The 25093-nt window shown below is 54.8% G+C and carries 25 protein-coding genes and 7 pseudogenes; 29 read left to right on the top strand and 3 right to left on the bottom strand.

The annotated features are described in order from the left end of the window. Window positions 1-186: 186 nt before the first annotated feature. The 22 genes and pseudogenes from vgrG to QCL51_RS13315 all read left to right on the top strand — a co-directional run. A pseudogene (gene vgrG, locus QCL51_RS13420) lies at window positions 187-804 on the top strand (type VI secretion system tip protein VgrG); the annotation flags it as partial. Between the two features lie 90 nt (window positions 805-894). Continuing rightward, window positions 895-1377, top strand: coding sequence for a hypothetical protein (locus tag QCL51_RS13415; protein ID WP_338443426.1), 483 nt, complete (start codon window positions 895-897; stop codon window positions 1375-1377). Between the two features lie 586 nt (window positions 1378-1963). Beyond that, window positions 1964-2566 (top strand): suppressor of fused domain protein, encoded by a 603-nt coding sequence (locus QCL51_RS13410; RefSeq protein WP_338443424.1) that lies wholly within the window; start codon window positions 1964-1966, stop codon window positions 2564-2566. A 304-nt stretch (window positions 2567-2870) separates the two neighbouring features. Beyond that, complete coding sequence (locus QCL51_RS13405) at window positions 2871-3071, top strand: hypothetical protein (protein ID WP_338443423.1); 201 nt, start codon at window positions 2871-2873, stop codon at window positions 3069-3071. Next, window positions 3046-3369, top strand: a pseudogene (locus QCL51_RS13400) (RHS repeat-associated core domain-containing protein); the annotation flags it as partial. The gene QCL51_RS13405 and the pseudogene QCL51_RS13400, both read left to right, overlap by 26 nt. A gap of 50 nt (window positions 3370-3419) precedes the next feature. Further along, the gene (locus QCL51_RS13395; RefSeq protein WP_338443421.1) at window positions 3420-3770 is read left to right on the top strand and encodes a hypothetical protein; all 351 of its coding nucleotides are present in this window, start codon (window positions 3420-3422) and stop codon (window positions 3768-3770) included. Between the two features lie 407 nt (window positions 3771-4177). Then, window positions 4178-4615, top strand: a complete 438-nt coding sequence (locus QCL51_RS13390) for an NTF2 fold immunity protein (RefSeq protein WP_330507967.1) — start codon at window positions 4178-4180, stop codon at window positions 4613-4615. 33 nt (window positions 4616-4648) lie between these two features. Further along, window positions 4649-4789 carry an RHS repeat-associated core domain-containing protein gene (locus tag QCL51_RS13385; protein WP_230849503.1) on the top strand — a complete coding sequence of 47 codons (141 nt, stop codon included), beginning with the start codon at window positions 4649-4651 and terminating at the stop codon, window positions 4787-4789. Window positions 4790-4932: 143 nt separating this feature from the next. Continuing rightward, a complete protein-coding gene (locus QCL51_RS13380; RefSeq protein WP_338443419.1) occupies window positions 4933-5487 on the top strand; it encodes a hypothetical protein in 555 nt (184 codons plus the stop codon). A gap of 460 nt (window positions 5488-5947) precedes the next feature. Beyond that, a complete protein-coding gene (locus tag QCL51_RS13375; protein WP_274150053.1) occupies window positions 5948-6358 on the top strand; it encodes an immunity 22 family protein in 411 nt (136 codons plus the stop codon). 18 nt (window positions 6359-6376) lie between these two features. After that, window positions 6377-6880 (top strand): annotated as a pseudogene (locus tag QCL51_RS13370) (RHS domain-containing protein); the annotation flags it as partial. 406 nt (window positions 6881-7286) lie between these two features. Then, window positions 7287-7718, top strand: coding sequence for an NTF2 fold immunity protein (locus QCL51_RS13365; protein WP_223271128.1), 432 nt, complete (start codon window positions 7287-7289; stop codon window positions 7716-7718). Between the two features lie 335 nt (window positions 7719-8053). Further along, window positions 8054-8584, top strand: coding sequence for a DUF4303 domain-containing protein (locus QCL51_RS13360; protein ID WP_338443416.1), 531 nt, complete (start codon window positions 8054-8056; stop codon window positions 8582-8584). A gap of 115 nt (window positions 8585-8699) precedes the next feature. Continuing rightward, the gene (locus QCL51_RS13355; RefSeq protein WP_021785043.1) at window positions 8700-8918 is read left to right on the top strand and encodes a hypothetical protein; all 219 of its coding nucleotides are present in this window, start codon (window positions 8700-8702) and stop codon (window positions 8916-8918) included. Window positions 8919-8971: 53 nt separating this feature from the next. Beyond that, window positions 8972-9277: pseudogene (locus tag QCL51_RS13350) on the top strand (RHS repeat-associated core domain-containing protein); the annotation flags it as partial. A 58-nt stretch (window positions 9278-9335) separates the two neighbouring features. Continuing rightward, window positions 9336-9815 carry a hypothetical protein gene (locus tag QCL51_RS13345; protein ID WP_338443415.1) on the top strand — a complete coding sequence of 160 codons (480 nt, stop codon included), beginning with the start codon at window positions 9336-9338 and terminating at the stop codon, window positions 9813-9815. Window positions 9816-10115: 300 nt separating this feature from the next. Then, window positions 10116-10499, top strand: coding sequence for a hypothetical protein (locus QCL51_RS13340; protein ID WP_274150041.1), 384 nt, complete (start codon window positions 10116-10118; stop codon window positions 10497-10499). Between the two features lie 63 nt (window positions 10500-10562). Then, the gene (locus QCL51_RS13335) at window positions 10563-11156 is read left to right on the top strand and encodes a hypothetical protein (RefSeq protein ID WP_330507965.1); all 594 of its coding nucleotides are present in this window, start codon (window positions 10563-10565) and stop codon (window positions 11154-11156) included. 65 nt (window positions 11157-11221) lie between these two features. Next, window positions 11222-11689 (top strand): Imm26 family immunity protein, encoded by a 468-nt coding sequence (locus QCL51_RS13330; RefSeq protein ID WP_330507964.1) that lies wholly within the window; start codon window positions 11222-11224, stop codon window positions 11687-11689. Window positions 11690-12202: 513 nt separating this feature from the next. Next, window positions 12203-12808 (top strand): hypothetical protein, encoded by a 606-nt coding sequence (locus QCL51_RS13325; RefSeq protein ID WP_330507963.1) that lies wholly within the window; start codon window positions 12203-12205, stop codon window positions 12806-12808. Window positions 12809-12851: 43 nt separating this feature from the next. Beyond that, on the top strand, window positions 12852-12980 hold the full coding sequence (locus tag QCL51_RS13320; protein ID WP_330507962.1) for a hypothetical protein: 129 nt from the start codon (window positions 12852-12854) through the stop codon (window positions 12978-12980). A gap of 100 nt (window positions 12981-13080) precedes the next feature. Next, a pseudogene (locus QCL51_RS13315) lies at window positions 13081-13188 on the top strand (IclR family transcriptional regulator); the annotation flags it as partial. A 157-nt stretch (window positions 13189-13345) separates the two neighbouring features. On the opposite strand, the gene QCL51_RS13310 reads toward QCL51_RS13315, so the two are convergent. Beyond that, window positions 13346-14002 (bottom strand): HAD family phosphatase, encoded by a 657-nt coding sequence (locus QCL51_RS13310; RefSeq protein WP_021785052.1) that lies wholly within the window; start codon window positions 14000-14002, stop codon window positions 13346-13348. A gap of 91 nt (window positions 14003-14093) precedes the next feature. Between QCL51_RS13310 and lexA the strand changes: the two genes are divergently transcribed. The 7 genes and pseudogenes from lexA to QCL51_RS13275 all read left to right on the top strand — a co-directional run. Beyond that, window positions 14094-14711: a transcriptional repressor LexA gene (lexA, locus tag QCL51_RS13305; RefSeq protein ID WP_021785053.1), complete on the top strand. Its 618-nt coding sequence runs from the start codon at window positions 14094-14096 to the stop codon at window positions 14709-14711. Then, window positions 14711-15331, top strand: a complete 621-nt coding sequence (gene imuA, locus QCL51_RS13300; protein ID WP_021785054.1) for a translesion DNA synthesis-associated protein ImuA — start codon at window positions 14711-14713, stop codon at window positions 15329-15331. Before lexA ends, imuA begins: the two co-directional genes overlap by 1 nt. A gap of 6 nt (window positions 15332-15337) precedes the next feature. Then, complete coding sequence (locus QCL51_RS13295; protein WP_021785055.1) at window positions 15338-16756, top strand: DNA polymerase Y family protein; 1419 nt, start codon at window positions 15338-15340, stop codon at window positions 16754-16756. Continuing rightward, a complete protein-coding gene (locus tag QCL51_RS13290) occupies window positions 16753-19833 on the top strand; it encodes an error-prone DNA polymerase (protein WP_338443409.1) in 3081 nt (1026 codons plus the stop codon). The genes QCL51_RS13295 and QCL51_RS13290 overlap by 4 nt, the downstream gene beginning before the upstream one ends. Before the next feature lie 366 nt (window positions 19834-20199). Further along, window positions 20200-21273: pseudogene (locus QCL51_RS13285) on the top strand (IS110-like element ISPpu9 family transposase); the annotation flags it as partial. Between the two features lie 128 nt (window positions 21274-21401). After that, a complete protein-coding gene (locus QCL51_RS13280) occupies window positions 21402-22598 on the top strand; it encodes an IS256 family transposase (protein ID WP_004575957.1) in 1197 nt (398 codons plus the stop codon). Between the two features lie 58 nt (window positions 22599-22656). Continuing rightward, window positions 22657-22917: pseudogene (locus tag QCL51_RS13275) on the top strand (IS110 family transposase); the annotation flags it as partial. A 334-nt stretch (window positions 22918-23251) separates the two neighbouring features. Here the strand turns inward: QCL51_RS13275 and QCL51_RS13270 are convergent. Next, window positions 23252-24073, bottom strand: a complete 822-nt coding sequence (locus QCL51_RS13270) for an aldo/keto reductase (protein ID WP_338443407.1) — start codon at window positions 24071-24073, stop codon at window positions 23252-23254. Further along, the gene (locus QCL51_RS13265) at window positions 24061-24966 is read right to left on the bottom strand and encodes a LysR family transcriptional regulator (RefSeq protein WP_010954013.1); all 906 of its coding nucleotides are present in this window, start codon (window positions 24964-24966) and stop codon (window positions 24061-24063) included. Before QCL51_RS13265 ends, QCL51_RS13270 begins: the two co-directional genes overlap by 13 nt. Window positions 24967-25093 lie beyond the last annotated feature (127 nt).

Genomic DNA, 25093 nt, shown 5'->3' with positions numbered 1-25093 from the left:
CCGGCATTCGGGAATGTGAACCAGGTCGCATCAAGTTCGATGCATGGTGGCACTTTTCCTGGAGCAGGCCGTCGCATGATCCCGTACAGCTTGCGCGACACGCGCGTCTGCAGGATACGCCCGCACCATCAGAGTTGTAGCTGAGCACCGCGTTAGCGTGCTGGCCGTGTTTTCAAGGAGATTCGCATGATCATGGACCTCGCCTCCGCGCTGCTGTCGCCGCAGAACCGCCGCCTGTTCAAGGTCCACAACCTGGCCAATCCCGAGCGGCAACTGCTGCTAGAAACCTTCAAGGGCGTCGAGGGCCTGTCGCGGGCGTTCAACTACGAACTGGTGCTGGTCTGCGAAGACTCCGGCGTACCACTCAAATCCATGATGGGGCTGCACGTCAGCATCGAAATCGAGTTGTCCGAAGGCGACCCGCGCTACATCACCGGTTACCTCACACGCATCGCCAGCGACGGCGGCATGGCGCGCTACACCGCTACCCTCGACCCGTGGTTCTCGATGCTCAAGAACCGCTTCGACACGCGGATCTTCCAGGGCAACACGGTCGCGGAGGTGGTAACCGAAGTATTCGCCCTGTGCCCGGCGTTCGTCCGTCATGAGTTCCGCCTGACCCGCCCGCAGAAGCGCTATACCTACATTACCCAGTACCGCGAGACCGACTTCAACTTCGTCCAGCGCCTGCTGAAGGAAGAGGGGATGTTCTACTACTTCGAGCACACCGCCGAAGGCCACACCATGATCATCTGCGATGACTCCAGCACGCTGGTGGACATCCCCGAGCAGCCGCACCTTCGATTACCGCCAGCCCAGCATGGGAACATGAGGCTGTCGACCAGTTTAGGCATGTAGGGTCTGACTTGATTAGAGTAATTAAAGGAGTTGATTATGGTAATCAATAGCGGTTCATTGGCGGCGAATCTGGTTGGGTCGTCTGCTTATAGGGAGTTACTTGCGGAGCTAGTCGACGCTACAGGTATTGAGGTTGAGCCGGAATATGAAGAAGTATTCGCTCGTCTCGACTCTGCTAAGATTGTCAAGGCAAAGGTTGATATTGATGACTTGATGTCCATCTTGACAAATAAAATGGATCTTATAAAGCAGTATTCTCTTTCTAAGTTTCAAGCACTTTCAGATGAAGAGGATGAGGAAGGGTATCCCGTTGGCGCGTCGCCTTCTGGCGACGAAAGAAGTAAAACTCTTTCGGTTGGGAAATATTCACAAGGTTTTTTGTTGACCAATCTTATTGAGTTTGCATTGGCGATGTCTGGTCGTGAATGCCTGCTGGTATATATTAAGTTGTGTAGAATCCCACATGCCAAAAAATATACTGATCAAATAATCAAGTTGACAGGTCTTGGGTGGCGCTGACTGTCGCTATGGTTGGTTTTGTTTGAATTCGCTAATGTTGTATTTTTGCGGGCGTCCGTAGCTCTTTAATAACATGTTAGGTAATATTTCGGGGCGAAAGCCCCGATGTCTCTATAAATCCTTAATTCAGAAATTGCGTCTTTCATAGGCAGGGCGCCACCTCTTTGGCAGCACTGCTACAGGTCTGCACCGAAGGTGGCCACTACCGCTGGGAAACCCTCAGCGGCACACGGTGTTCGAGCGCGATACCATTGGCCGTTTGGTCGCCAAGATCAACAGCAATGCAACGCAGACATTTGCTTATGACGATGGCGACCGGTTGTTGAGTATCGAGCGGCAACCAACCGGGACTGGCAAGCAGCTCGGGATCATGGAAGAAAAGCTCGAGTACACTAATGAATAAAAGCGAACCTTGGGATATGGGCCATGAGCCAGGTTACGCGCATTAAAACATGTTAGAAGTACCGAAGAACGAGGCCTTCCCAGGAAAGAGTTTCTTGACGAATTCAATCAAGGCAGTCACTATGTGCAAGAGTTCCCTTTTTTTTGGGGGGGAATTAAATCTGAACTCTATTTTGGTCCATACATGACTATTCCGAGCGAGCAGTGTAAGGCAGTAGCTAGGCACGCCCTGAAAATTTTTGGGGGCGAACTTAAGGTTCAAGCTTATTATGATGATTCTAAAAGTATTTCGGTAGATTTGCTTACTACGCTTGACTCTTTGCATGTGGGTGTTAAGTCTATAGGTACGATAGGGCTGTCAGAAGTTCCACTATTTAGAAGCAGTGGCGAGGAATTTCCTACTCGTATAGAGCTCTGTGCCGGGGCGTTGACTGAAGAGGTTTTCTGGGAAAATGCTTTGGCTTCTGCTGCTTTTTCCATTATAAAACTTCAAAGCTCGGTAATGCCAGGGGATGTGATCGTTGATGTTTTCAAGGATTATATTAAATCGCCAAAAATGCCTCATGTTTATTTGACGGTCCCTTTTATGTGGAACGATGCTTACTTTCCGCAGCTTGAATTTGCTTCGCTTAAAGTGAATTGGTTGCAGTGTGTCGCCATTTATGAAGAAGAGCGCGCCTTCGTCGAAAAGTTCGGCGGAGATGCATTCGATGATTTATTGTCGGATCAAGAAATTAATACGCTTGATTATGATCGGTTGCCTGTTAATTTGACCCGGGTTAAATGATTTTAAGCAGCGTAAGACTAGTAAGCTTGCTATGCGGGATATTGGCTTCGACGCCTGGCATCAGCCGGGAAATCGGCATGCTTGGCCGCGCGCTTTACGAGTAGGGCAACATTGTTGGCTTGGATTTGGGCTCGCCTGGCAGTAAACGACTCAACGGCTAAGCTGGCCTGCGGGTCACCATTATCGACGCGACCTACAAGTCCAAGTACCTGTGGTGGAACGCCCTGGGCCAGGTGGAGCGATACCGGACTGCTCGGGCAAGAGCACGTATTAGCGCTATGACGAGCGCCAGCACCTGGTCGCGGTGACGGACGCGCTGAACCAGACCGCCACGCTGGAGCGCAAGCCCGACGGCGAGGTGCAGCGCATTAGTCACCCGGACGGTATCCCGGAAACATTCACCTACAACGTCTACGGTCGGGTACTCAGCCACACCGACGGCGTATCGCTACGATCCTTGGGGCAACCTGATCGAGCCGCCACTGGCGCAGGTCGATCAGGCTGAAGGGCAGCAGCAAAAGTTTTATTACTTCCATACCGATCAGATCGGTACGCCGCTCGAGCTGACCAATAGCGAGGGCGAGATCGTTTGGCAGGCGACTTATCAGTCTTGGGGAACGATTGAGCAGCTGGCGGTCAATGAAGTCGAGCAGAATCTGAGGTTTTAGTTGCAATACTTTGACGACGAGACCGGGCTGCACTACAACACGGTTCGGTAATACGATCCTGAGGTGGGGCGGTTTTTATCACAGGACCCGATTAGATTATTTGGAGGAAATAATCTTTACCAGTACGCGCCTAATATCTCTTAATAAATCCATGTGCCCAGAAGTGCGCTGATAAGGAGTAAGGTATGACGCCGGATAAAAAATTTGTGTTTGCTGTGTTTGATGAGTTGTATGGGAGTAACTTCGAGAGGTATAAGACGTCTCTAAGTAAACCAGTGAATGATGATGTGGACCCTTATGCGAGGGCGAGAAATTCTTTGGCTGTTTTGAGTGATGCTCAGAGGGCCGATGTGTTTGATTTTTTTAAAATTATTATCGCAGATAGTGCTTCGGTGGTGTTGGGTGCTCTCGACGGGGTGCACTTTCCAAATGATTTAGAGGGGGAGTTTGTTGTTACCTGTGATGGGGGGGAGATCCAAGGTGATTTTATGGATATTTTTATTGAGAAGGCTCAAGAAGAAAATATTTACGGCTAAATTTTTGAGCGATTTCCTCTTTTTCTAGCCTGTGTGAGCACTTTGCGGTACGTCTTTGCTTAGGTCGAGCTTTCCGCGACTGTTCGGGTAAATCAGGGTCTAACACAACTAGCGTCAGCATCTGGTGGCGGGACCGATGGGGGGATAACCTGCCCCGGCGTTTCAGCTACAACGAGGGCGGGCATCTGACCTGCGTTGATGAAATCGGTTATGGCGCAAATGGCGAGCAGCCGCTACGCGAGACGCTGTTCGAGCGCGATGCGGTTGGTCGACTGATTGCCGAGCTCAACCGCGGTTTGTTTAGAGATTTTGAAAAACAAATTGCAAAAGATGTGTTGGAAACTGGGCCGGCGGGACAAGGCCCACTAAGGCTCTCTATAATGTTTTTAAAAAGGGTGATCTAGTTGATGGAGAAATATTTAGCAACTAACTTGCGTGGTGATTTTCGAGATACGTTGTTAGGTTTTATGGCCGCCATGTGCGAGTGGGAGACGTTGGGCTACAAAAAAACTTTGGAAGCTTTTTCGGACGATTCATTAGGAGAAGCCCTTGATCGAAGCATGAAAAGTGATCTTTTGAAAATTTTTAAAAAATATCTCGTAGACGAAGGTCGCAACTATGATCGCGTGGAAAATATAGTATGTGGCAGATATCCTGAATATGATTTAGTTAATGATGAGGTTGAGGTGTGTGAGAGCAATGGAAGTACAGTGTCTGTTATTATCAGGAAGAAAACAGGGCTGTGTGCTTCCTTTAGGTTAACTTTTATCATGGACGGTGAGACATGCAAGGTCAGCAGGCGAGATCTGCAAAATGGGGAGAAGTGGCAGAGAACTTATGTTTAGTGGGCTGCGATAGAGTATCTGACTGTCGGTGAGGTGGAACAGAACCTTCGATTCCAGGGCCAGTACTTGGATAACGAAACGGAACTGCGCTATAACAAGTTTGGCTACTACGATCCGAAAGTCGGTAGATACATAAGTTGTCCAATCATGCAGCAATGCGGGCAGGGGAAGTGAATATTCATACACGAATACGGCAAAAAACGACTGGTCCAAAGCGGATTACCAAAAGGCTATCCACGGAGTCATGGTTGATGAGAGAAAGGGTCTGTGCGCAGGTTAAACGATGCTGAATAAAGGTTCTGTTAGAGGGTCAGATTGTGGCTAAAAACTTTATACTTTCCATTTCAGATGATTATCCTGAGAGTTATTGGCTGAAGATAAAGATGTTGTCAGGTGAAGAGTCTGGGGTTTTTAAAGATGGCGTGGCTGTTAGCAAGGATATAAAAGTCTGCTTCGAGGGATCAAAAAGGGTCAGTGTCTCCAAACTACTGAGCTATGATTTTTTTTACAGTGATGGGCCCAATTTGATTTCGCCACGGCTCTACGAATTAATGAAGGCAGAAAATATTTCTGGTGTTCAGTTTGTGGATGCGAATCTACTGATAGGTGAGGTTTCCTATGCTGGTTACAAAGTGTTAAATGTGACTGGTAAGTCTCCAGTTTTTAACTTGAAAGAGTCCGTTAGCGAACCCTTGCTTAGCTATCTTCCAGATGGTCCTAGATGGTTCAGCAAGATAGTTTTGGATGATGAGACAATACTTTCTAGTGATGTCGTTAGGGCTGAAGAGGAAAGCCCCGTAATTGTGGTGACTGCTCGCGTCAAGTCTATTTTTGAAAGTGCCTCGGTTCGCGGAGTGCAGTTTAAGAATTAGATATCTTGTCTTCGAGTTTTTCGAGAATTACTTTCTGCACAAATTTTGTTGTAAGCGTTTGGTGGCATAATCTTTAACGGTGAAGGATGGTTTTGATAGCGGGGTTTAATAGCGCCTCAGTTCAAGATATTGTTAATAATAAAAGCTGTAGAAATTGCCCTTCGGAACCAGGAGGGAACATGGAACGTTTCCTGTCTCTATAGCGTCGAAGGCAAAAGAATTTGGTTTTACCGCTAAAGAAATTAAGGGGGCGACGGCGCCGACTAGATATGTTACTTTTGTTGGTGTGACAGACAAACATGGTAGTCCTGTACCGGACGACCTGCACCATGATAGTAGAGCGGGAAGGCTGCTCCATAATAATTTAATTAAAGAATTGAATGGCGCGCAAAGCAAGGCCCAAGCGCTTAGCGTAATCGATCCAGATTACAGCAAGTCCATGAAGCCAGGAGCATGCTAAGTGAATTCTTATGATATTGAGCGGTATGAAAAAATTCATGTTTGGATAGGTGTAAATTTCTCTTCGGAGGATGACTACCTAAAGTATTTCGAGTTGGACTATTCTGTGGATTTGGATGATCCGGCATACAAGGTTTGTGGGTTTTGCAGAGATATTGGTGTGAGATGGTATGACGAGGATTTCATCGGGATCATCCCAAGGAAAGCGGAGGAGGTGAGTTTAGATGAAATCTTGATTGAATCTGCGGTTGACTCCAGTTGTATTGAGGATTTAAAGGCAGAGTGCTTGAGGCTTGGTGTTGCTAAGGCTAATGCAATTTTTTGGTACTCCGATGGCGGTACGAATATTTCCAAGCCCCTAAAGTCGAATTATAATGGCTTGAAGTATGCGGGATTATATGAAGGTGAATGATAAGCTCGACATAGGTGCCGAGGTGACAGCCTGGGACGGCGGGTGGCCAAGCGGGCTGAAATCAATGGTGAGGTTGAGCAGAAGCGCTTTCTCTGGCAAGGCATTGCGAATGCTACACGCAGAGACGCCTGGGCAGAACACCTGTACCTGTGCGAGCCGGGTAGCTATGGCCGTTGGCGCGGGTTGATCAGGCTGAAGGGTAAGAACAGAAGGTCTATTACTTCCATACGGATCAGATTGGTACGCCGTTGGAGTTGACGGACAGCAACGGCAAGATCGTTTGGCAGGCAACGTATCGGTCTTGGGGCGCGATAGAAAATTTGTCGATCAAACAGGTCAGACCAGAATCTGAGTTATCCAAGGCAGTACAATGAGGATGAATCCTGACTACATTATAATACCTTTCGGGACTATGACCCCGAGGTGGCGCTATTCATTACGCAAGATCCAATAGGCTTACTAGGTAGTTCAGACCTTTACAATAATGCGCCCAGTTCCTCGGGCTGGCTTGACCCATTAGGTTCGTGTGTCAGGACTAATGGTGTGACAGGGCCGGCAGGTCAACGCATAAAAGCAACCGCAATCATCACTTTAAACGATGTGAATCAAGGTGGTGGAGCAACTAACGCCACGTCCAGAGCGTGGGCTCGAATGATGTGGAACTCTGATGATGATACAGTGCATTTAATTGGCAGGCTTTTAGATGGGGCAGTGGTAATGACGGCGTGCACCCTCTGTTAAAGGGGGCTAATCGTAGCCAATCTAAAGTATTTGAAGCGCAAATTGCTAATGTCATTAAGAAAAAATGGCGTTGTGGATGTAGAGCTAAACTTCGTGTATGGTAATAGTGGCAAGCGATCGACTTTCATAACCTATGACGCACATCGTCAAGGTGAGAATATCCTTGAAGGTGTTTTAGGGAATTAACATGACCAAGGAAAATGTAGTGATGACCCCTCCTGGTGAACTGATAGCTTTCATGAGGGAAATGAACTGCTGGGAGATTGAGTTTTTTGATCAGCGTAAAAAAAATCTGGCTCAGGGAGTAGAAGATCTTGAGCTAAAAGATAAATACGCAAGAAAGCTTGAAGAAATACTTGATAGATATTCAGTCAAGGATAAATTTAACTACGGGCGCCTCATGGATCTTGGGTGCACTAAGCCTGCCACTTATGATCCTGCGACTGATGAGTTAGAGCTTCTGGGTGGTGATGAAAAAATGCTGACAGTTCAAGTGCAGCAAACTAAAGGTGCTGAAACGTGCTCCAAGATGTATTTAGTGTCTAAAGGTGGCTACTGGAAAATAAAGAAAAAAGAAGTTTTAAGCTTTGATGATAGATGGCGTCGTTCTCCGCTGTAAGGATTCGTGCTTTTGGTTTGAAAGAAGTTTTAATTGGTTTGTTTGTTATGTGGTTTCGTTTATGTAATCGCCTGGGGAGAACTATCATCTTCTTGCAAATTCTTATTTTGTATGTGATCTGACTAGCATAACTAATGCGCGTAATCAGACCACCCACGCTGGAGCGCAAGCCCGACGGCGAAGTGCAGCGCATCAGCCACCCGGACGACACCACGGAAACCTTTACCTGCAGCGTCTACAGAGTCGCTACGAGTACGACAGGGCCATTCGCCTGACCGCGTTGTTCAACGAGAACAATTGGTTGTCGATGATGTCGAACTGAACAGGAGAGTGCAATGAATTGGCAGGCATTAGAGAGCACGGCTTTAACCTTGGTGACAAAAGCTCTGCAAGATTTGAGTGTGGAACATCCGGATGAGCAGTTCTACGCTTGCGCGCTTTATACGGATAGTAGCGCTATGACCATGGCGGTTGCGGTTAATTCCGTTGAGGCACTCGAGGAGAAACTTAAGGGGGAAGGTGAAGAAGAGCGTGAAGAGTTGATGCCCTACTATAAGTGGGCTTCTTCAGAATGGAAATACGAGGGGTGGAAGGGGGAGTATTTCAAAGATATTTGTAAGGACCTGAGAGAGGCAAGTGCCCGAAGCGATATCTTACGTTTTAAAGAAAGGCTGCTCTCGCTCATGGTTAATGTTTTAAGCTCTCTGCGTAGGGAAGGTTTCTTTTCATCCTTTAAGATTCAGGAGCCGATGCTATTTGTCACTGTTACGGATGATGATGGTGCAAAAGAGCTTGAAAATAAAACAGCTGAACTGCTCAACTCTTCCGAAGAATATAACTATTTTATCAGAAGATTTGATGGGTGAGCGCTGTTGCTGGGGCGCTTAATGGCGGGCGGGCTACACAAAATCGCGAGCATAGTATCGGGCATCAACATTCGGCTTTGTATTTGGTGAGAGCGCTCACGGCCGGCTGAGCGCGGTGATCAACCGCAACGGCGACCCCGTGCGCAGCTTCAGCAACGCCGAGGGCCTGATGGCGACCCACAACGCCCTGGACCTGGGCTGGCATTATCGCTGGGAAACCCAAGGCGGAAATGCCGAGCGGCCGGAGCTCCACACGCTGTGCGAGCGTGGAACCTGCCGGATGGGCGCAAGGTCAATCAGCCGTACTATGGCAGCGGTCACTTGCACCAGCTGAACCTGGATGGGCAGGTGACCAGTGACATGGAGCGCGACGTCCTGCACCGGGAGGTGTACCTGTCCGAGCCGGGTAGCTATGCGCCGTTGGCGCGGGTTGATCAGGTTGAAGGGGGAAGGGCAGAAGGTCTATTACTTCCATACGGACCAGGTTGGTACGCCGCTGGAACTGACGGACAGAGACGGCACAATCGTTAAGGGCAGTATTTTGATAGTGAAATCAATCTTAACTATAATACTCTTCTTTATTATGGTCCTGAAACTGAGATGTTCATTACTTAGGAACCGATTGGGCTTGAAGGCGGTAGTAATTTTTATAAATATGGGCCGGAACCCACTGGGTGTGTTGATCCGCTAGGGCTGGTAAGCTGCAGGAAAGCCTTGCTGCCGCGCGCCATGACAGATTTGAGGGTTTAAAATGCTGGATTTTCAAAACCTGATTGATGAAATTGGGCGTGCGAACTTTTTTTCTAAGATGGGGGAGGTGGCTGATAAAGTTGAAAATGTTATATATATAGAGAGCGTGTTTAAGGTCTTTGTTGAACCGGTAGAGGCTGAATTTCTTGGTGCTTACGAAGACCTTGAGTGGTTACCGACCACTCCCACTCAAGATGATCCGTTCAAGTTTTTTCCGAAGCCGCCTAAGGATTTGCTTGATCTTAGGCTTGGAGTAAGTAAAGCTGTACTGAAGTCGGTAAGGAATGTTCCCAAAGATAAGTTTTTGTCGGGTGCGCATGACTTTAGTGTGGCTGCTAGAAACGCGGCTTGTTTTGCGTTTCGCCAGTATGTCTCTGAGTGCTACTATGGGGAAGACAGTGTCTGGTTGAAGATGGTTGAGTTATATTGTTCTGGCAGATGGCCCGTTGGATATTCAAAGGATAAATTGATTGTTATCTAGATTGGTTTTTGGAGCGGGCGTTTGTAATGGGGGCTTTAGGTTGCTGGTGTTGGGGTGGGGAACGTTTTCAATAGATACATCCAAGTGTCTATGTTGACCCGCTGGGCTTTCATTTGGATCCGGCAAGGGAACACATAATGCGATTGCAACTTTGTACGACAGCAGCGGCAATGTGAAAGGCCACTGGTGTTTGGCAACGTGGAAATATGACGCCAGATGAGGCAGCAGTAGGGGTTTCAAAGAACACCCTCGCTACTCATGCAGTATCTGGTTCTGGGGCGGTTAGGGATGTAGGGTTCTATGAATAATTTCGTCGCGTCAAGCATCGAGTGCTATGAAGAAAACGATGTTTTAGTGGTTGCTATTGGTGAGGGCGGTGTTGATCCTGTAAATTATCTGATAATGACTCGCTTAGATGATGAAGATAATTTGAGTGTTGATGATGGTATTGGGTTGCAAGTTTCGGGCGTAACCTATGAAATGGCGGGCGCTATAAAAAAATTAGTCTTGGAGGAAAGTGGTCTTAGGGTTGAGGTCAAGCCGCCGTTCATTGATAGCTTGGGTGGTTCAAGCATCCTTGTGAAATTTGATGAAGGAGTTTTAGAGCTGGCAGGGCGGATTTCTTCCTTGCGAGAAGCTTTGCAGGAACTTTTTAATGGTAGCGCAGTTGAGTTGGTTGTTTAGAATGGTTTGTCTTATGTGTTGAGCAACTAAATAGCGGTAAAATTTTGCTGTTAGGAGGTGGTCGTGATTCCTGATAAATTTAAGGATTTGCTTGGGATTTTAAAATCTAAGCTTGATATGGGGCTTTCTGAAAGTACAGGCATGCAGCGCATAACAAGCGAAGAAGTAAAATGGTCTAAGGGGCCAAGCCTTTCTATATTGCCTTATGGGTTGGAACTGGCGGGGGTGACTCCGTCTCCCATGCTAAGCGCTGAGCCAAAGAATAAAAAAAATTGCTTTAAGTTCTATTGTTCTGAACAGCATGGCTTTTATAAGTCTGATATATATGGTGTGAGCTCTACAGCAATAGAGACTGAGATATATCAGGTGGAGGGGCAGTCGACCTATTCAGTCCGCTTTGACGATGAAGGAAAGGCTATTAGGGCGTCTGGGGTCATATTTGAGAATCGAGTCCCAGATATATCATGCCGCCTGGAGGACGATGGTGAATATTGGTGCTATGAATATAGGTGTGAAGCAGCACGGATAGTATCAATGATTGCTTATGCAAGCAATAGTGCTCCTGGTACAGAAATATTCATTGAGCGAGATGGCGAAAGCGTGGTTGGCTTGTATTTTTACGACAAAAATTCAAAAGTGCACCTTTACAAAGTCTAGCTGTCGAATTTATGCGTGATTGTTTGTTGTGTCACAGGTGTAGAAGTGCCATGAAGAGGTTGCGGATGACGTCGCTTAAGGTTTATGAGTGGGAAGAAAGAATAAAAACAAGTTATAAAAAAATAAAAAGCGGGGATATATTTTGCTTCGCATTAGGCTCCAAAAAATATGGGGTTGGTCGCATTATGACCCCAAATAGCCTTGGCCATGTAGTGGAGATTTTTGACAAGGTTCTTAGTGTTCCTGTGGTTGATTCAGTTTCTTTCGAGCGCTTGGGTGACCCTGTCATATTAGATTCTTATTCGCTTTTTGATCGTAAGGCTGAGGGTGACTGGAGAATTGTTGCTTACGAATCGGATTATAGGCCGTCAAATCAAGAGTCGGTGAGGTATGTGTACGGCGTGGCTGATAATGTGAGGCTTGTTGATATTTTTGATAATGAGACCTCTTTGACGGGAAGTAAGCGTGACTACCCGTCCTATTCCCCGATGGGCGACAAAGACGTGAAAGAAATGTTTCGGTATTTTGGCTGAAGATTTAAGTTGGTCTTTAATGGTGTGTGTTCTTCTGACTCTACTGCCTTTAAGTGGGGGCAGCAGAAGCGTTTAATTAAGTCTGTTGAGGGCGCCGTTGTAGGCTTTGTACGAAAAGAGATTCTCCAGAATTTCCCTAATGGTATTTTCGAATGAATAATACTAAGCAACAAGTACCATCCCGGTTGTTCGCTTGAATTGAACAGCGGTAAACTCTCCAGCTGCCTCGGCGTTAACGTCGCTGCTGGTAGTCTATGCTTACGATTCGATCCATCGTCGTCACCAGTACGACCCGACGGATAATCGCAACCTCAACTACTTGTAATACGGCTGCGGGCATCTGCACCAGTTGAACCTGGGTGAACATCGTCCTACCCAATCATGCAAGCATTCACACCAATGCTTATAAGTAGATCGTCTGGACGATATAGATAAGAGTGGTGACTTCTTGAGCGTGTTGGATATGATCGATTCTGAAATTGCCCATGGAATATATTCTGGATTGGACAAAGCATGAATAACTTGAAAGATCTTGAAGGAAGATATTTAAAGATTGAATCTCGAGCAGAGGAGGTCCTGTCTTCTTGTTTGTCTGAGGCTTTATCCAGAGCGAGAAAAATAGTAATAAGCAAGGGGGCGTTATATAACGTCATTCCATATGAGATCGAGCGGGCCGGCTTTAAGAAAGGGAAAGTTTTAAAGAAAATTCCAGTTCATATTAAAAATACTCATCTGTATCATTTGGATGAGTATGACAAGGTGATCTTTGTTGAGATTTATGGGCAGTCTGAAAATATCATCAATAAGGAGTTCTATCGCTATAGTGGCGGATGTATTGAGCGGATCTGTTTTGCCAGTAGCGGAAAGCTCAGGAATGTTTCGACTTCATTGCTTGAAGAGGGCGCGGTGGTGAAAAGCATGAATTGGGGCCAGTACGGATGTAGTGAGTCAAATTATGTCTACGTTGATTCTCGCCTAGAAAAAATACATGTTCGGCAAAAAGAGCATGTTGAATCTGTATTTAGTGACTTCGACGTGAATTTCAAATATGAGTCCGGCGAGTTGGTTAGTATAATAAATGTCTTTCCTAATGGTTATGAAGAACAGCGATTTCCTTGATATAAATGCAAGGCCCAGACCTCACAGTTGCAGTGTACTTCGCGTGAGCAGCCGCCAGAACGCCAAGGGCCAGCGGCTTCGCTACGACTACGACAAGGCCTTGCGCCTGGCCGCACTGGTCAACGAGAACAACGCCACGTACAGCCTTGCCTACGACGCTTCGACCAGCTGAGCGAAGAAGTGCCGGTGGATAACCTGACCCGGCGTTTCAGTTTCAACGTCGGTGGACATCTCGCGCGGCTGTGTGCGCGACGCCTGGTGGAAAGCGCAGCGCCTTGCAACGGCCGCTGGATCAGGCGCCGGTGGAGCGGGTGTCGAGCTTGCACCTGAGCAGCTTGGCGACCACTGTGAGTGAAGTGCAGCGGGCCTTAGCACCATGAGTGCTTCTGCACGGGCCTTTTAACAGCACGAGGCTGCTCCAGACATGGCCACTCTTGGCGCTCGGCAGGGGGGGCGAGAGGTACGACCTGGAGTTCGTGTTTGTGTCGAGACCGGGCGCCGCCCCTGCGGCACTCAGTCTCAAACACATCCCACATCTCAAGCCATACGCTCGATCAGCGCCCACAACGCCGCATCATTGAAATCATCGACAACCAGTCTGGCTCCCGCTGCCAGCAACCGCTCCGGCGTCTGCGTCGTGGCCACGCCCACGGTAAAGATCCCCGCGCTACTGGCCGCGGCCGTCCCCGGCAATGAGTCCTCGAAGGCCAGCGCTTGCCCGGCCTCGGCACCCAGCCGCTGCAGGCCGGTGAGGTAGGGCAGCGGGTCCGGTTTGGGCCGTGCCAGCTCTTCGGCCACCAGCACATGTTCAAAGTGCTGGCCAAGGCCCATGGCGTTCAGCATGTGCTCGGCGTTCAGCCGCGGTGCGTTGGTCACCACACACATGCCGATGTCATGGGCCTGGGCATGCTCCAGCAGGCGCAACAGGCCCGGCATCGGTTCAAGCGACGGCGACATTGCGCGGAACAGCGCTTCCTTGCGGTCGGCCAACGCCTGGCACTGTTCGACACTGGCGCCGCTGAACAGCTCGGCGAACAGCTCGCCGTTGGCGCGGCCGCTGACCTGGGCATCGAACTGCGCCTGGCTCAGCTCGCGGCCATCGTGTTCACGCAGCAGTTGGCGAAAGGCCTGCAGGTGCAGGGTGTCAGTGTCGGTGAGGGTACCGTCAAGGTCGAACAGCAGGGCGGTCAGCATGGGATATCCAGATGAAAAAACACAAGCCAAGGGATCATAACCAAAGCTGACGACGAAGGGGGCTGTTCAGCGTGCTCCGAAAAGAGTACAAATGTGCTCCATGGACACTCTTACCCCCAAACGCCGCGCCATTTTCGAATTCATCCGTGAGCGCATTGCCGAGCATGGTCAGCCGCCGAGCCTGGCGGATATCGCCACGCGCTTCGGTTTTGCCTCGCGCAGCGTTGCACGCAAGCACATCACCGCCCTGTGCCAGGCCGGTTACATCGATGTCACGCCAAACCAGGCCCGGGGCATACGCCTGGCCGAACCACTGCGTCGACCAGAAATCCTCGAAGTACCCGTGCTGGGCCAGGTGGCGGCAGGTGCCCCCATCGGCCCGGACCTGGACATCCACGAGCAGTTGCTGCTCGACCCCAGCCTGTTCCGCCGTACCCCCGACTACCTGCTGAAGGTGCGGGGCGACTCGATGATCGGCGACGGCATCTTTGACGGTGACCTGGTCGGCATCCTGCAACAGGCCGACGCCCGCGACGGGCAAATCGTGGTTGCGCGCCTGGACGGCGAAGTGACCATCAAGCGCCTGCAACGCCAAGGCGGCACTTACCGGCTGTTGCCACGCAACCCAGCCTATGCGCCGATCGATGTGCAGCCCGAACAGGACTTTTTCATCGAAGGCGTGTTTTGCGGCTTGCTGAGGCGTGACTGATGGGCGCCGTGGTCGACCTCGACAGGCTGCTGGAACAGCGCCGGGTATGGCGCGGCCGGCAGGCCCAGGCGCGACCGCTCGGGCTGCAGCCCACCGGCCATGCGGCACTCGACGAACGTTTGCCGGAAGGTGGCTGGCCAGCGGCAGCACTGAGCGAGCTGTTGCTGGCCAACCCCGGCTGTGGCGAATTGCAGTTGCTGTGGCCAACCCTCGCCCGGCTGAGCGCAGAAGCCAGCAGAGTGGTGCTGGTGGCTCCACCTTTCATCCCCTATGCACCGGCCTGGCAGGCAGCGGGGGTGGACCTGCGCTGGCTGGTACAGGTGGATGCCGAGCCTGCCGATGCCCTGTGGGCTGCAGAGCAGTGCCTGCGCTCGGGCAGTTGCGCGGCGGTGCTGTGCTGGCCGGAGCGTGCCGATGACCGCGCCCTGCGGCGCTTGCAGGTAGCGGCCGAAACCGGGCAGGCACTGGCGTTCGCCTGCAGGCCGCAGCAGGCGTCGCACAACCCTTCACCCGCAGCGCTGCGCATTGCAGTCGACACACGCCCGGCGCAATGGCGCGTGCTGAAAAGCCGGGGTGGCATGCCTCCAGCGCTGCCTATTCCCTGCCCGGGGCGGGGCTGATGCACCATGCTCTGGGCCTGCATCCTGCTCCCGCAGCTTGCGCTGGACACCGTCCTGCGTGAGCGTGACGACCCTGACACGCCTTTGGTGCTGATTGGCGGGCCGACCCAGCGTCGCCTGTTGCAGGCAGTCAATCCGGCGGCCGCTGCACTGGGCCTGCGGGCCGGGCAAACCCTGACCGCAGCGCGTGCCTTGGCTGATGGCTTCACCTGTGTCGAAGCCGACCCCAAACGCATCGATCAGGTGCAGCAGCTGTTGGCGGCCTGGGCCTACCGCTTCAGCGCCCAGGTCAGCCTGCATTACCCACGGGCGCTGCTGCTGGAAGTGGGCTCCAGCCTGCAACTATTCGGGCCCTGGCCCTTGTTCGAGGCGCGTCTGCGTCAGGAGCTGGCAGAACTGGGCCTGCGTCAACGCATTGTCCTGGCCAGCAACCCGGTGGCTGCTCGCATGCTCGCCAATGGCCACGATGGCCTGGCCGTGGGCGATGTCGACGCCACCCGAGCGGCGCTGCTTGGCATGCCCATCACGCGCGTCGGCCTGCCGGCAGAGGCGGCCGAAGCGTTTGCCCGCATGGGCTTGCACCAGCTGGGCCAGGTTTTGGCCTTGCCGCGCGATACCTTGGCCAGGCGCTTTGCGGCCCAGGTGCAGCTGCACCTCGATCAGTTGCTCGGCCTGCGCAACCTGGGGCTGGATTTCTACCAGCCACCGGACCGTTTCGAAACCCGGCTGGAACTCAACTTTGACGTCGAGTCGCACCAGGCGCTGTTGTTCCCGCTGCGGCGCATGCTCAACGACCTTGCTGCCTTTCTGGCCGGGCGAGACTGTGGCGTGCAGCGCTTCTGCCTGCATCTGGAGCACGCCGAGGGGCCGGATACCCTGCTCAAGGTGGGCCTGCTGGCGGCGGAACGCGATGCTGCGATGCTGTTCGAGCTGGCCCGCGCGCGCCTTGAGCCGCTGCGCATACCCGCACCGGTGCGCAACCTGCGGCTGGTTGCCGAAGACTTGCCACCCTTCGTGCCACAGCATCAGGCGTTGTTCGACCCGCGGGCGCAACAGGCGCAACCCTGGGCGCAGTTGCGTGAGCGGCTGCGCGCCCGCCTGGGGGATGAGGCCGTCAAGGGGCTTGGCGCAGCAGCCGATCACCGCCCCGAATGCGCCTGGCACTTGGTAGAGCAGGGTGCCCAAGGCAACATGCCGGTTGCACCGGGCAGCCGCCCGGGCTGGCTGTTGTCGGCACCGATCGCGCTGGATGACGCCGCCTACCAGGTGCAGGGCTACGCCGAACGTATCGAATCAGGTTGGTGGGATGGCGGCGATGTGCGGCGCGACTACTACCGCATCGAAACCCGTGACGGCTTGCGCGGCTGGGCCTACCGCGACCTGAGCCAGGCCGGCCCGCTTTGGCTGCAGGGTTGGTTCGCATGAACACCCCGGGTTATGCCGAACTGCATTGCCTTTCCAACTTCAGCTTTCAGCGCGGTGCTTCGAGCGCCGACGAGCTGTTCCGGCGTGCGCGTGAGCAGGGCTACCAGGCGTTGGCGATCACTGACGAATGCACGCTGGCCGGTATCGTGCGCGCCTGGCAGGCAGCCAAGGTGCACCAGTTGCGGCTGATCGTTGGCAGCGAGGTGCAACTGTGCGACGGGCCCAAGCTGGTGCTGCTGGTCGAGAACCTGACCGGCTACCAGAACCTGTGCGCCCTGATCACCCGTGCCCGCCGGCGGGCAGAGAAGGGTGCGTACCAGCTGTTTCGTGAGGACCTGTTGCTGCACCACCAAGGCCTGCTGGCCCTGTGGGTGGCCGCTGACAGTGGCGATACCGCTACCGGCGCGTGGCTGCGCAGTGTGTTCGCTGAGCGCCTGTGGCTGGCCGTGCACCTGCACCGGGGCAGTGACGATGCCATGCGCCTGCAACGGTTGCAGGCGCTGGCGGCTGATGTAGGCATTCGCACCGTGGCCTGTGGCGACGTGCACATGCACGTGCGTGGCCGCCGTGCCTTGCAGGACTGCATGACCGCCATCCGCCAGCATTGCCAGGTGAGCGAGGCCGGGCGCTTTCTGTTTGCCAATGGTGAACGGCACCTGCGCAGCCAGGCGCAACTGGCCGAGCTGTATCCGCTCGACCTGCTGGCCGAGACCCTGGTCATTGCCCGGCGCTGCCAGTTTGACCTGAGCGAACTGAGCTACCAGTACCCACGCGAACTGGTGCCCGAGGGGCATACCCCGGCAAGCTGGCTGCGCGAATTGTGCGAGCAAGGCATGCCGCTGCGCTGGCCAGGCGGGCCAAGTGGCAAAGTGCGGGATGTGCTTGCCAAGGAACTGGGGCTGATCGAAGAGCTGGGCTACGAAAGTTACTTCCTGACAGTGCACGACATTGTCGCCTTCGCCCGCAGCCAGCGCATCCTATGCCAGGGCCGGGGGTCGGCAGCCAACTCGGTGGTGTGCTTCGTGCTGGGCATCACCGAGCTTGACCCCATGAAACACCACCTGCTGTTCGAGCGCTTCCTGTCGCGCGAGCGCAACGAGCCGCCGGACATCGACGTGGACTTCGAACACGACCGGCGCGAGGAGGTGATCCAGTATGTGTTCCGTCGCTATGGCCGGCACCGGGCGGCGCTCACTGCGGTAGTCAACACCTACCATGCCGCCGGTGCGGTGCGGGATGTGGCGCGGGTGCTGGGGCTACCCGCCGACCAGGTGGATGCCCTGGCCAAATGTTGTGGCCGCTGGAGCGATCGCATACCCGATGACCAGCGCCTGGCCGAAGCCGGTTTCGAAGCGGGCAGCCCTTCGTTGCGGCGGGTGCTGGTGCTGGCCGGCGAACTGATCGGCTTCCCTCGGCACCTGTCACAGCACCCGGGCGGTTTTGTCATCTCCCAGCAACCGCTCGACCAGCTGGTGCCGGTGGAGAATGCCGCGATGCCGGAGCGCACGGTGATCCAGTGGGACAAGGATGACCTGGACATGGTCGGCCTGCTCAAGGTCGACGTACTGGCGTTGGGCATGCTCAGCGCCTTGCGCCGCTGCTTCGACCTGCTGCAACACCACCGTGGCCGGCACCTGACCCTGGCGACCATCCCCAGCGAAGACCCGGCCACCTACGCCATGATCAGCCGTGCCGAGACCATGGGCGTGTTCCAGATCGAGTCACGCGCGCAAATGGCCATGTTGCCGCGGCTGCAGCCCCAAAAGTTCTACGACCTGGTCATCGAGGTCGCCATCGTCCGCCCCGGGCCGATTCAGGGTGACATGGTGCACCCGTACCTGCGCCGGCGCTTGAAGCAGGAGCCGGTGACGTATCCGTCGCCGCAACTGAAGGAAGTGTTCGAACGTACCTTGGGCGTGCCGCTGTTCCAGGAGCAGGTGATGGAACTGGCGATGGTCGCGGCCGACTATACCCCGGGCGAGGCTGACCAGTTGCGCCGCAGCATGGCAGCCTGGAAGCGCCACGGCGGGCTGGAACCGCACCGCGAACGGCTGGTGCAGGGCATGTTGCGCAATGGTTACACGCTGGCGTTTGCCGAGCGCATCTTCGAGCAGATCAAGGGGTTTGGCAGCTATGGCTTCCCTGAGTCGCATGCGGCCAGCTTTGCCTTGCTGTGCTATGCCAGCAGTTGGTTGAAGTGCCATGAGCCGGCGATTTTCACCTGTGCGTTGGTCAACAGTTGGCCGATGGGCTTCTACAGCCCTGATCAGCTGCTGCAAGAGGCTCGCCGCCAAGGTATCGAGGTACGGCCTGTTGATGTCTGCCACAGCGACTGGGACTGCACCCTGGAGCCTGATGCTGAAGGCACCCTGGCCATTCGCATGGGGCTGCGGCTGGTGCGTGGCCTGGCCGAAGCCGATGCCAGGCGCGTGCAGCAGGCGAGGGCGCAGCGGCCGTGGCGCAACGTCGAAGACCTGTGCCTGCGCGCCGGCCTGGACGCTCGGGCCCGTGCCCGCCTGGCTGATGGCGGGGCGCTGCGCGCTTTGGCCAGCGATCGGCATCAGGCGCGCTGGCAGGTGGCGGCGGTGCAGCCGCAGCTGCCGTTGTTCGCCGATGTGCAGGCCTTGCCTGAAGAACCGGTGCAATTGCCCGTGCCAACCGTGGGCGAGGACCTGATGGCCGATTATCAAACCCTCGGCACTACGCTTGGCCCACATCCACTGGCCCTGTTGCGCTCTCGTCTGAGGGCCCTGGGGTGTCGCAGCTCCAGTGAATTACAGGGTGTGGAGCATGGCGACAACATTGCCGTGGCCGGGCTGGTGGTGGGCCGGCAACGGCCTCAAACCGCCAGCGGTGTGACCTTCGTTACCCTGGAGGACGAGCATGGCATGGTCAACGTGGTGGTGTGGCGTGCGCTGGCCGAACGGCAGCGGCGGGCGCTGGTGGGTTCGCAGTTGCTCAAGGTCAGTGGGCGGCTGGAGCAGGAGAATGGGGTGCGGCACCTGATTGCTCGGCGGTTGGAGGATGTGAGTTCGCTGCTGCAAGGGCTGGATGTACGCAGCCGGGATTTCCACTGAAACCCCAACGCTCTGTACTTGCGCGGTCCCTGTGGGAGATCACCCAGCCCTTCCGGGCTGCGCTGTCGCGCAGCAAACATGAGGTGTACGGCTTTAGATCCGCAGCGACGCTGACATTTTGAAAAAGAAAAGGCGGTTGGCCCGGTAGGGCCAGCCGCCTTTTGCTTTGTTAGGGTTCGTGTGCGCGGGACAGAGATCGTAGCCAGCACTGGTGTGTGTCCGCACACCCGCGTGGGAGAGTGATCCGCACGGTATCGGCGTGAAGTCCCTGTAGGCATCAGCTGATTCAGCTGTGACCACGTATGAGAGAGTGAACCCTTTCGCCACCGTGTGCCCCGCGCGCCCTTTATCCTGCGAGGATTCATCATGGCGCGCAAGCCTTCCAAGCAACGCTTTACCGTCGTCCATCCCGATTGCGCAGCGATCGATGTCGGTGGTCGAGAGCATTTCGTGGCGGTCGATCCCCGGCACGAAAATCCCGTCCAGTCGTTCACGTCCTTTACTGACGACCTGCTCAAGATGGCTAACTGGCTTGAAAGCCTGGGGATCAAGGTCGTTGCCATGGAATCCACGGGGGTTTATTGGATTCCAATTTACGAGATTCTCAGCGAGCGCGGTTTTGAGGTTTATCTCGTCAATGCCAGAGCAACTCGGCAAATCACGGGCCGTAAATCAGATGTGCTGGATTGCCAGTGGATTTGGCAGCTGATGACTCATGGACTGCTCAGAGGCGCATTCCGCCCCGATGATCTGACCTGCTGCGTCCGGTCATTGGTCAGGCAGCGTGCTTCCAAAGTGAAAGACCAGGCGCAGACGCTGAACCGGATGCAAAAGGCCATGAGCCAAATGAACATCCAGCTGGCCAATGTCATCAGTGATATTTCCGGCGTAACTGGCATGAAGATTTTGCGAGCCATCTGCGCAGGTGAACGGGACCCAGTGCAACTGGCTGAACTGACCGACCGCCGCATCAAGGCAGGCAAGGAGGCTGTCGCTCGGAGTCTTCATGGCAATTGGCGGCGCGAGCATTTGCATGCGCTAACTCAGGAATTGGCTGCCTATGACTTCCTGGAGCAGCAAATTGCTGATTGTGACGACGCCATAAAAGCCGCGTTAGAGCAGTTGCCGGTGCTGCAAAACAAGCCAGAGCCATCCAATAAGCCTTTACGGAGCCCGCACCGAAACGGTGCCCAACAGACTGAACTGCATCAGACATTGTGGAAAGTTCTTGGCGTGGACCTAACCGCAATTCCAACCATTGGGGTGGACACTGCATTAGTGCTGACAGGGGAGATCGGTACAGATCTATCACGCTTCCCGTCCTCACAGCACTTCTGCTCTTGGTTGGGACTGGCTCCCCCTACTCGAATCTCCGGCGGTCATCGACTGGCAAGTGGTGGGCCAAAAATAGTCAATCGAGCAGCTCAAGCACTCAAGCAGGGATCGTGTCCCGGGAAGTGGTGTAACTGAACCAGCCGAAGGCGCCCTGCGGGCGAAAGAGGATGGTCATCGTGGTTCTTGGCTAACGTTGAGTTTGCGAAGACCAAACACTCACCAGAGAAACCACGATGACCAAGCCCACTATCGCATTGACCGAGTTGGTTGAGAAAGGGGCAGACGCTGATCTGCTCAAGCAAATGATCCAGTTCGTTGCCCAGCGCATGATGGAGTTCGACGTCGAAGGCCTGTGCGGCGCGGGCTTCGATGTCAAAAGCCCAGACCGGACAAATAGCCGTAATGGCTACCGCGATCGTCTTTGGCAAACCCGCGCAGGCGACGTCGACCTTAAGATTCCCAAGCTGCGCCAAGGCAGCTATTTCCCTGGTTTCCTTGAACCTCGACGCACCGCTGAGAAAGCCATGGCGGCAGTCATCCAGGAGGCCTACATCCAAGGCGTTTCAACACGCTCAGTGGACGAGCTGGTCAAAGCCATGGGCATGACCGGCATCTCCAAAAGCCAGGTCTCACGGCTAGCTGGTGAGATCGATGAGCGCGTTCACGCCTTCCTTGACCGCCCGCTTGAGGGCGACTGGCCCTATCTCTGGATCGATGCCACCTACGTCAAAGTGCGGGAGGCCGGACGCATCGTCTCGGTCGCCGTAATAATCGCCGTGGCCGTGAACACCGACGGTGGCCGCGAAGTCCTGGGCATGCGGGTTGGGCCGTCAGAGGCTGAGCCGTTCTGGACAGACTTCCTGCGCAGCCTCACGCGACGTGGCTTGCGGGGCGTGAAACTGGTCATCTCCGACGCCCACGAAGGGCTCAAGGCGGCTGTTTCCAAGGTCTTCAACGCGACCTGGCAGCGCTGCCGTGTGCATTTCATGCGTAATGCCATGGCCCACGTCGGCAAAGGTCAGCGCACCATGGTGGCGGCCCTACTGCGCACAGTCTTCGCCCAGGACAGCCGTGCCGAATGCCATCAGCAATGGCGTTTGGTCGCTGATCAGCTACGCGAAAAATACCCCAAGATCGCGACACTCATGGACGGCTGCGAGGATGAAGTGCTGGCTCACATGGCGTTTCCAAAAGCGCACCGACAGCAATTACACAGCACCAATCCACTGGAGCGGCTTAACGCGGAGATCAAACGCCGCACCGACGTCGTAGGCATCTTTCCCAACGATCCTGCAATCACACGGCTGGTAGGCGCGATGCTGCTGGAGCAGAACGACGAGTGGTGCCTGCAACGGCGTTACATGCAGTTGGAGGCCTTTGAGGCAGTCAGCGATAATCCACAGGCCAAGCTGTCGGCCGTGATCAACTAAACGGCGAACTCAGCGGCCAGAACCATGATGAGTTACACCACTTCCCGGGACACGATCCAAGCAGGCTGCATCCAATGCCCGTAACGACAAGGGTTTCATTGGTGCATCGCACCGAGCCAGACTGACTCGAATGGATACCAGCTGCGCCATCAAGGCCACTGCGCATCAGTTGGCACGTCTGGTGTACAACCTTTTAACCAAGAAGCAGGCTTATGTTGAAAAAGGTCTTGAGGAGTTCGAAACCAGAAGCCAGGACCGGCAGGTCCGGGCTTTGCTCCGCAAAGCCCGGAAACTGGGGTATCAGCTGGTGGCCGCTTGAGTGCTTAGAAAACAGTGGGTTGTATTTTGTTTGATGAGAGCGGGCGAGCCCGCGAAGCAGCCACCGCGTTGCAGGGCACCGGCCTTGCCGGTGTTCGCGGGCATGCCCGCTCCCACAAAGGTCGCGTCCTGGGCCAGATTGCGCTTGGCGAACGGCAGCGGCGGGTGGCGCAGTTGCTCAAGGCTTGCTCAACGCTCGGTACTTGCACGGCTACCTGTGGAAGCGGGCGAGCCCGAGCAGCAGCCACCGCGTTGCAGGGCACCGGCATTGCCGGTGTTCGCGGGCATGCCCGCGCCCACAGAGGCCATCTACTGGTCCAGCTTGTGCTCGCCGGTTACACCATCGCCAACCGTTGCTTGTGCGTCGGTGCAGGGAACGCCTTATCGATCGCCCGCAGGTCTTCGCTGGTCAAGGTCAGCGCTCCCGCTGCTGCATTGAGCCGCACGTGCTCGGGCGCCACCGCCTTGGGGATGGCGATCACGCCGTCATCGCGGGTCACCCAGGCCAGGCTGACCTGGGCCGGTGTGGCGCCATGACGCTCTGCGATTTCCGCCAGTACCGGGTGCTGCAACAAGCGCCCGGCCTGAGCCAGCGGGCAGTAGGCCATGGTCGGCAAGCCACGTTTTTCGCACCACGGTAGCAAGTCGAATTCGATGCCACGCTGGGCCGGGTTGTACAACACCTGGTTGGTTGCACAATCAGGGTTGTGCAGTTCGCGCAAGTCGTCGACATCGAAGTTGGACACGCCCCAACGCTTGATCTTGCCTTGCTCGCGCAAGCGCTCGAAGCCTTCGACGGTTTCCTCCAGCGGGTGCTGACCACGCCAGTGCAGCAGGTACAGGTCGATGCAGTCGGTGTCCAGCCGGGTGAGGCTGCGTTCGCAGGCAGCCGCCATGCCGCGCAGGCCGGCATTGTGCGGGTAGACCTTGCTGACCAGAAATACCTGGTCGCGGCGCCCGGCAATGGCTTGGCCAACGACCTCTTCTGCCCCACCTTCGGCATACATCTCGGCGGTGTCGATCAGGTTCAGGCCCAGCTCGATGCCCTGTTGCAGCGCCGCGACTTCGGCAGCCTTGCGACCTGGGTCTTCGCCCATGTACCAGGTGCCCTGGCCGATCGCTGGGACGCTCGTGCCTGCCAGTGTTACGTAACGCATGTCACCTCCGGGATGCGGGTATTGGAAAGAAGAACCTCAAGCAGTGCTTGCGCTGCGGTGGAAAGCTTGTGCTCGCTGAGGGCAATCACGCCGATGCGCCGCTCGACAGTGGGCTCGACCAAGGTTACGCAGCGGGCACCCAGTTCCTGCATCTGGTTGATGCACAGCGCCGGAACGGCACTGACCCCCAGGCCGCTGGCAACCATGCGGCCAATGGTCGTCAGCTGGTGGCTTTCGAACGCGACTGCCAGCTTGCCGTGGCGGGCCGCCACATTCTGCTCCATCAGCAGGCGCACCGCTGAAGGGCGCTGCAGGGCCACGAAATCTTCGGCCATCAGCTGTGCCCAGCTGACCTGGGGCAGCAGTGCCAAGGGTGAGTCGGCGGCCACTACCGCAACGAAGCGGTCCATGTACAACGGATGGAAGTCCAGCCCATCGATGTTATCCGGCTCGAAGCCGATGCCCAGTTCGACGCGACGATGGCGTACCAGTTCCTGTACCTGTTCGTTGATCACGTCGTGCACCGTGACGTTGACCTTGGGGTAGCGCTGGCGAAACACCTTGAGCGAGTGGGGCAACAGGTTGCCGGCAAAAGCCGGCATGGCCGCCACCGACACACGGCCCAATTGCAGGGTAAAGCGCTGGCGCAGCATCTCTTCGGTGTCGTCCCAGTCGGCCAGCAGGCGGCGTGCCAGCGGCAGCAGCACTTCGCCTTCGGCAGTCAGGCTGACGCTGCGCGTGGTGCGGCTGAGCAGGGCGCCGCCGAGGTTTTCTTCCAGCGCCTTGATGGTCAGGCTCAGTGCCGGTTGCGAAACGTGCAGGTGTTCACCGGCCTGGGCAAAGCTCTGGTACTTGGCCACGGCGACAAAGGCGCGCAGTTGTTTGACGTTCATGTCGGGCCTGTCGTTTGTTTTGTAAAAATTATCAATCGATGATGAAAACAAAATTAACAAATCAGTCGCTTGCGGTGAAGATGTCTGCACACGCTCACCGACAGCCTCGTCGGTTAAACAACTACAA

Source organism: Pseudomonas sp. LTR0 (assembly GCF_036630035.1).
Taxonomy (GTDB): domain Bacteria; phylum Pseudomonadota; class Gammaproteobacteria; order Pseudomonadales; family Pseudomonadaceae; genus Aquipseudomonas; species Aquipseudomonas putida_Y.
The sequence above is the reverse complement of the archived record's forward strand: the minus strand, read 5'-3'. Positions and strand labels throughout refer to the sequence as shown.

Bases quoted from the DNA above. Each gene is read 5' to 3' on its own strand.
- QCL51_RS13295 (WP_021785055.1), top strand. From the start codon at position 15,338: ATGCTCTGGGCCTGCATCCTGCTCCCGCAGCTTGCGCTGGACACCGTC.
- QCL51_RS13290 (WP_338443409.1), top strand. From the start codon at position 16,753: ATGAACACCCCGGGTTATGCCGAACTGCATTGCCTTTCCAACTTCAGC.
- QCL51_RS13365 (WP_223271128.1), top strand. From the start codon at position 7,287: ATGACCAAGGAAAATGTAGTGATGACCCCTCCTGGTGAACTGATAGCT.
- QCL51_RS13310 (WP_021785052.1), bottom strand. From the start codon at position 14,002: ATGCTGACCGCCCTGCTGTTCGACCTTGACGGTACCCTCACCGACACT.
- QCL51_RS13395 (WP_338443421.1), top strand. From the start codon at position 3,420: ATGACGCCGGATAAAAAATTTGTGTTTGCTGTGTTTGATGAGTTGTAT.
- QCL51_RS13345 (WP_338443415.1), top strand. From the start codon at position 9,336: ATGCTGGATTTTCAAAACCTGATTGATGAAATTGGGCGTGCGAACTTT.
- QCL51_RS13340 (WP_274150041.1), top strand. From the start codon at position 10,116: ATGAATAATTTCGTCGCGTCAAGCATCGAGTGCTATGAAGAAAACGAT.
- QCL51_RS13390 (WP_330507967.1), top strand. From the start codon at position 4,178: ATGGAGAAATATTTAGCAACTAACTTGCGTGGTGATTTTCGAGATACG.
- QCL51_RS13360 (WP_338443416.1), top strand. From the start codon at position 8,054: ATGAATTGGCAGGCATTAGAGAGCACGGCTTTAACCTTGGTGACAAAA.
- QCL51_RS13280 (WP_004575957.1), top strand. From the start codon at position 21,402: ATGACCAAGCCCACTATCGCATTGACCGAGTTGGTTGAGAAAGGGGCA.
- QCL51_RS13265 (WP_010954013.1), bottom strand. From the start codon at position 24,966: ATGAACGTCAAACAACTGCGCGCCTTTGTCGCCGTGGCCAAGTACCAG.
- lexA (WP_021785053.1), top strand. From the start codon at position 14,094: ATGTGCTCCATGGACACTCTTACCCCCAAACGCCGCGCCATTTTCGAA.
- QCL51_RS13270 (WP_338443407.1), bottom strand. From the start codon at position 24,073: ATGCGTTACGTAACACTGGCAGGCACGAGCGTCCCAGCGATCGGCCAG.
- QCL51_RS13325 (WP_330507963.1), top strand. From the start codon at position 12,203: ATGAATAACTTGAAAGATCTTGAAGGAAGATATTTAAAGATTGAATCT.
- QCL51_RS13415 (WP_338443426.1), top strand. From the start codon at position 895: ATGGTAATCAATAGCGGTTCATTGGCGGCGAATCTGGTTGGGTCGTCT.
- QCL51_RS13330 (WP_330507964.1), top strand. From the start codon at position 11,222: ATGACGTCGCTTAAGGTTTATGAGTGGGAAGAAAGAATAAAAACAAGT.
- imuA (WP_021785054.1), top strand. From the start codon at position 14,711: ATGGGCGCCGTGGTCGACCTCGACAGGCTGCTGGAACAGCGCCGGGTA.
- QCL51_RS13410 (WP_338443424.1), top strand. From the start codon at position 1,964: ATGACTATTCCGAGCGAGCAGTGTAAGGCAGTAGCTAGGCACGCCCTG.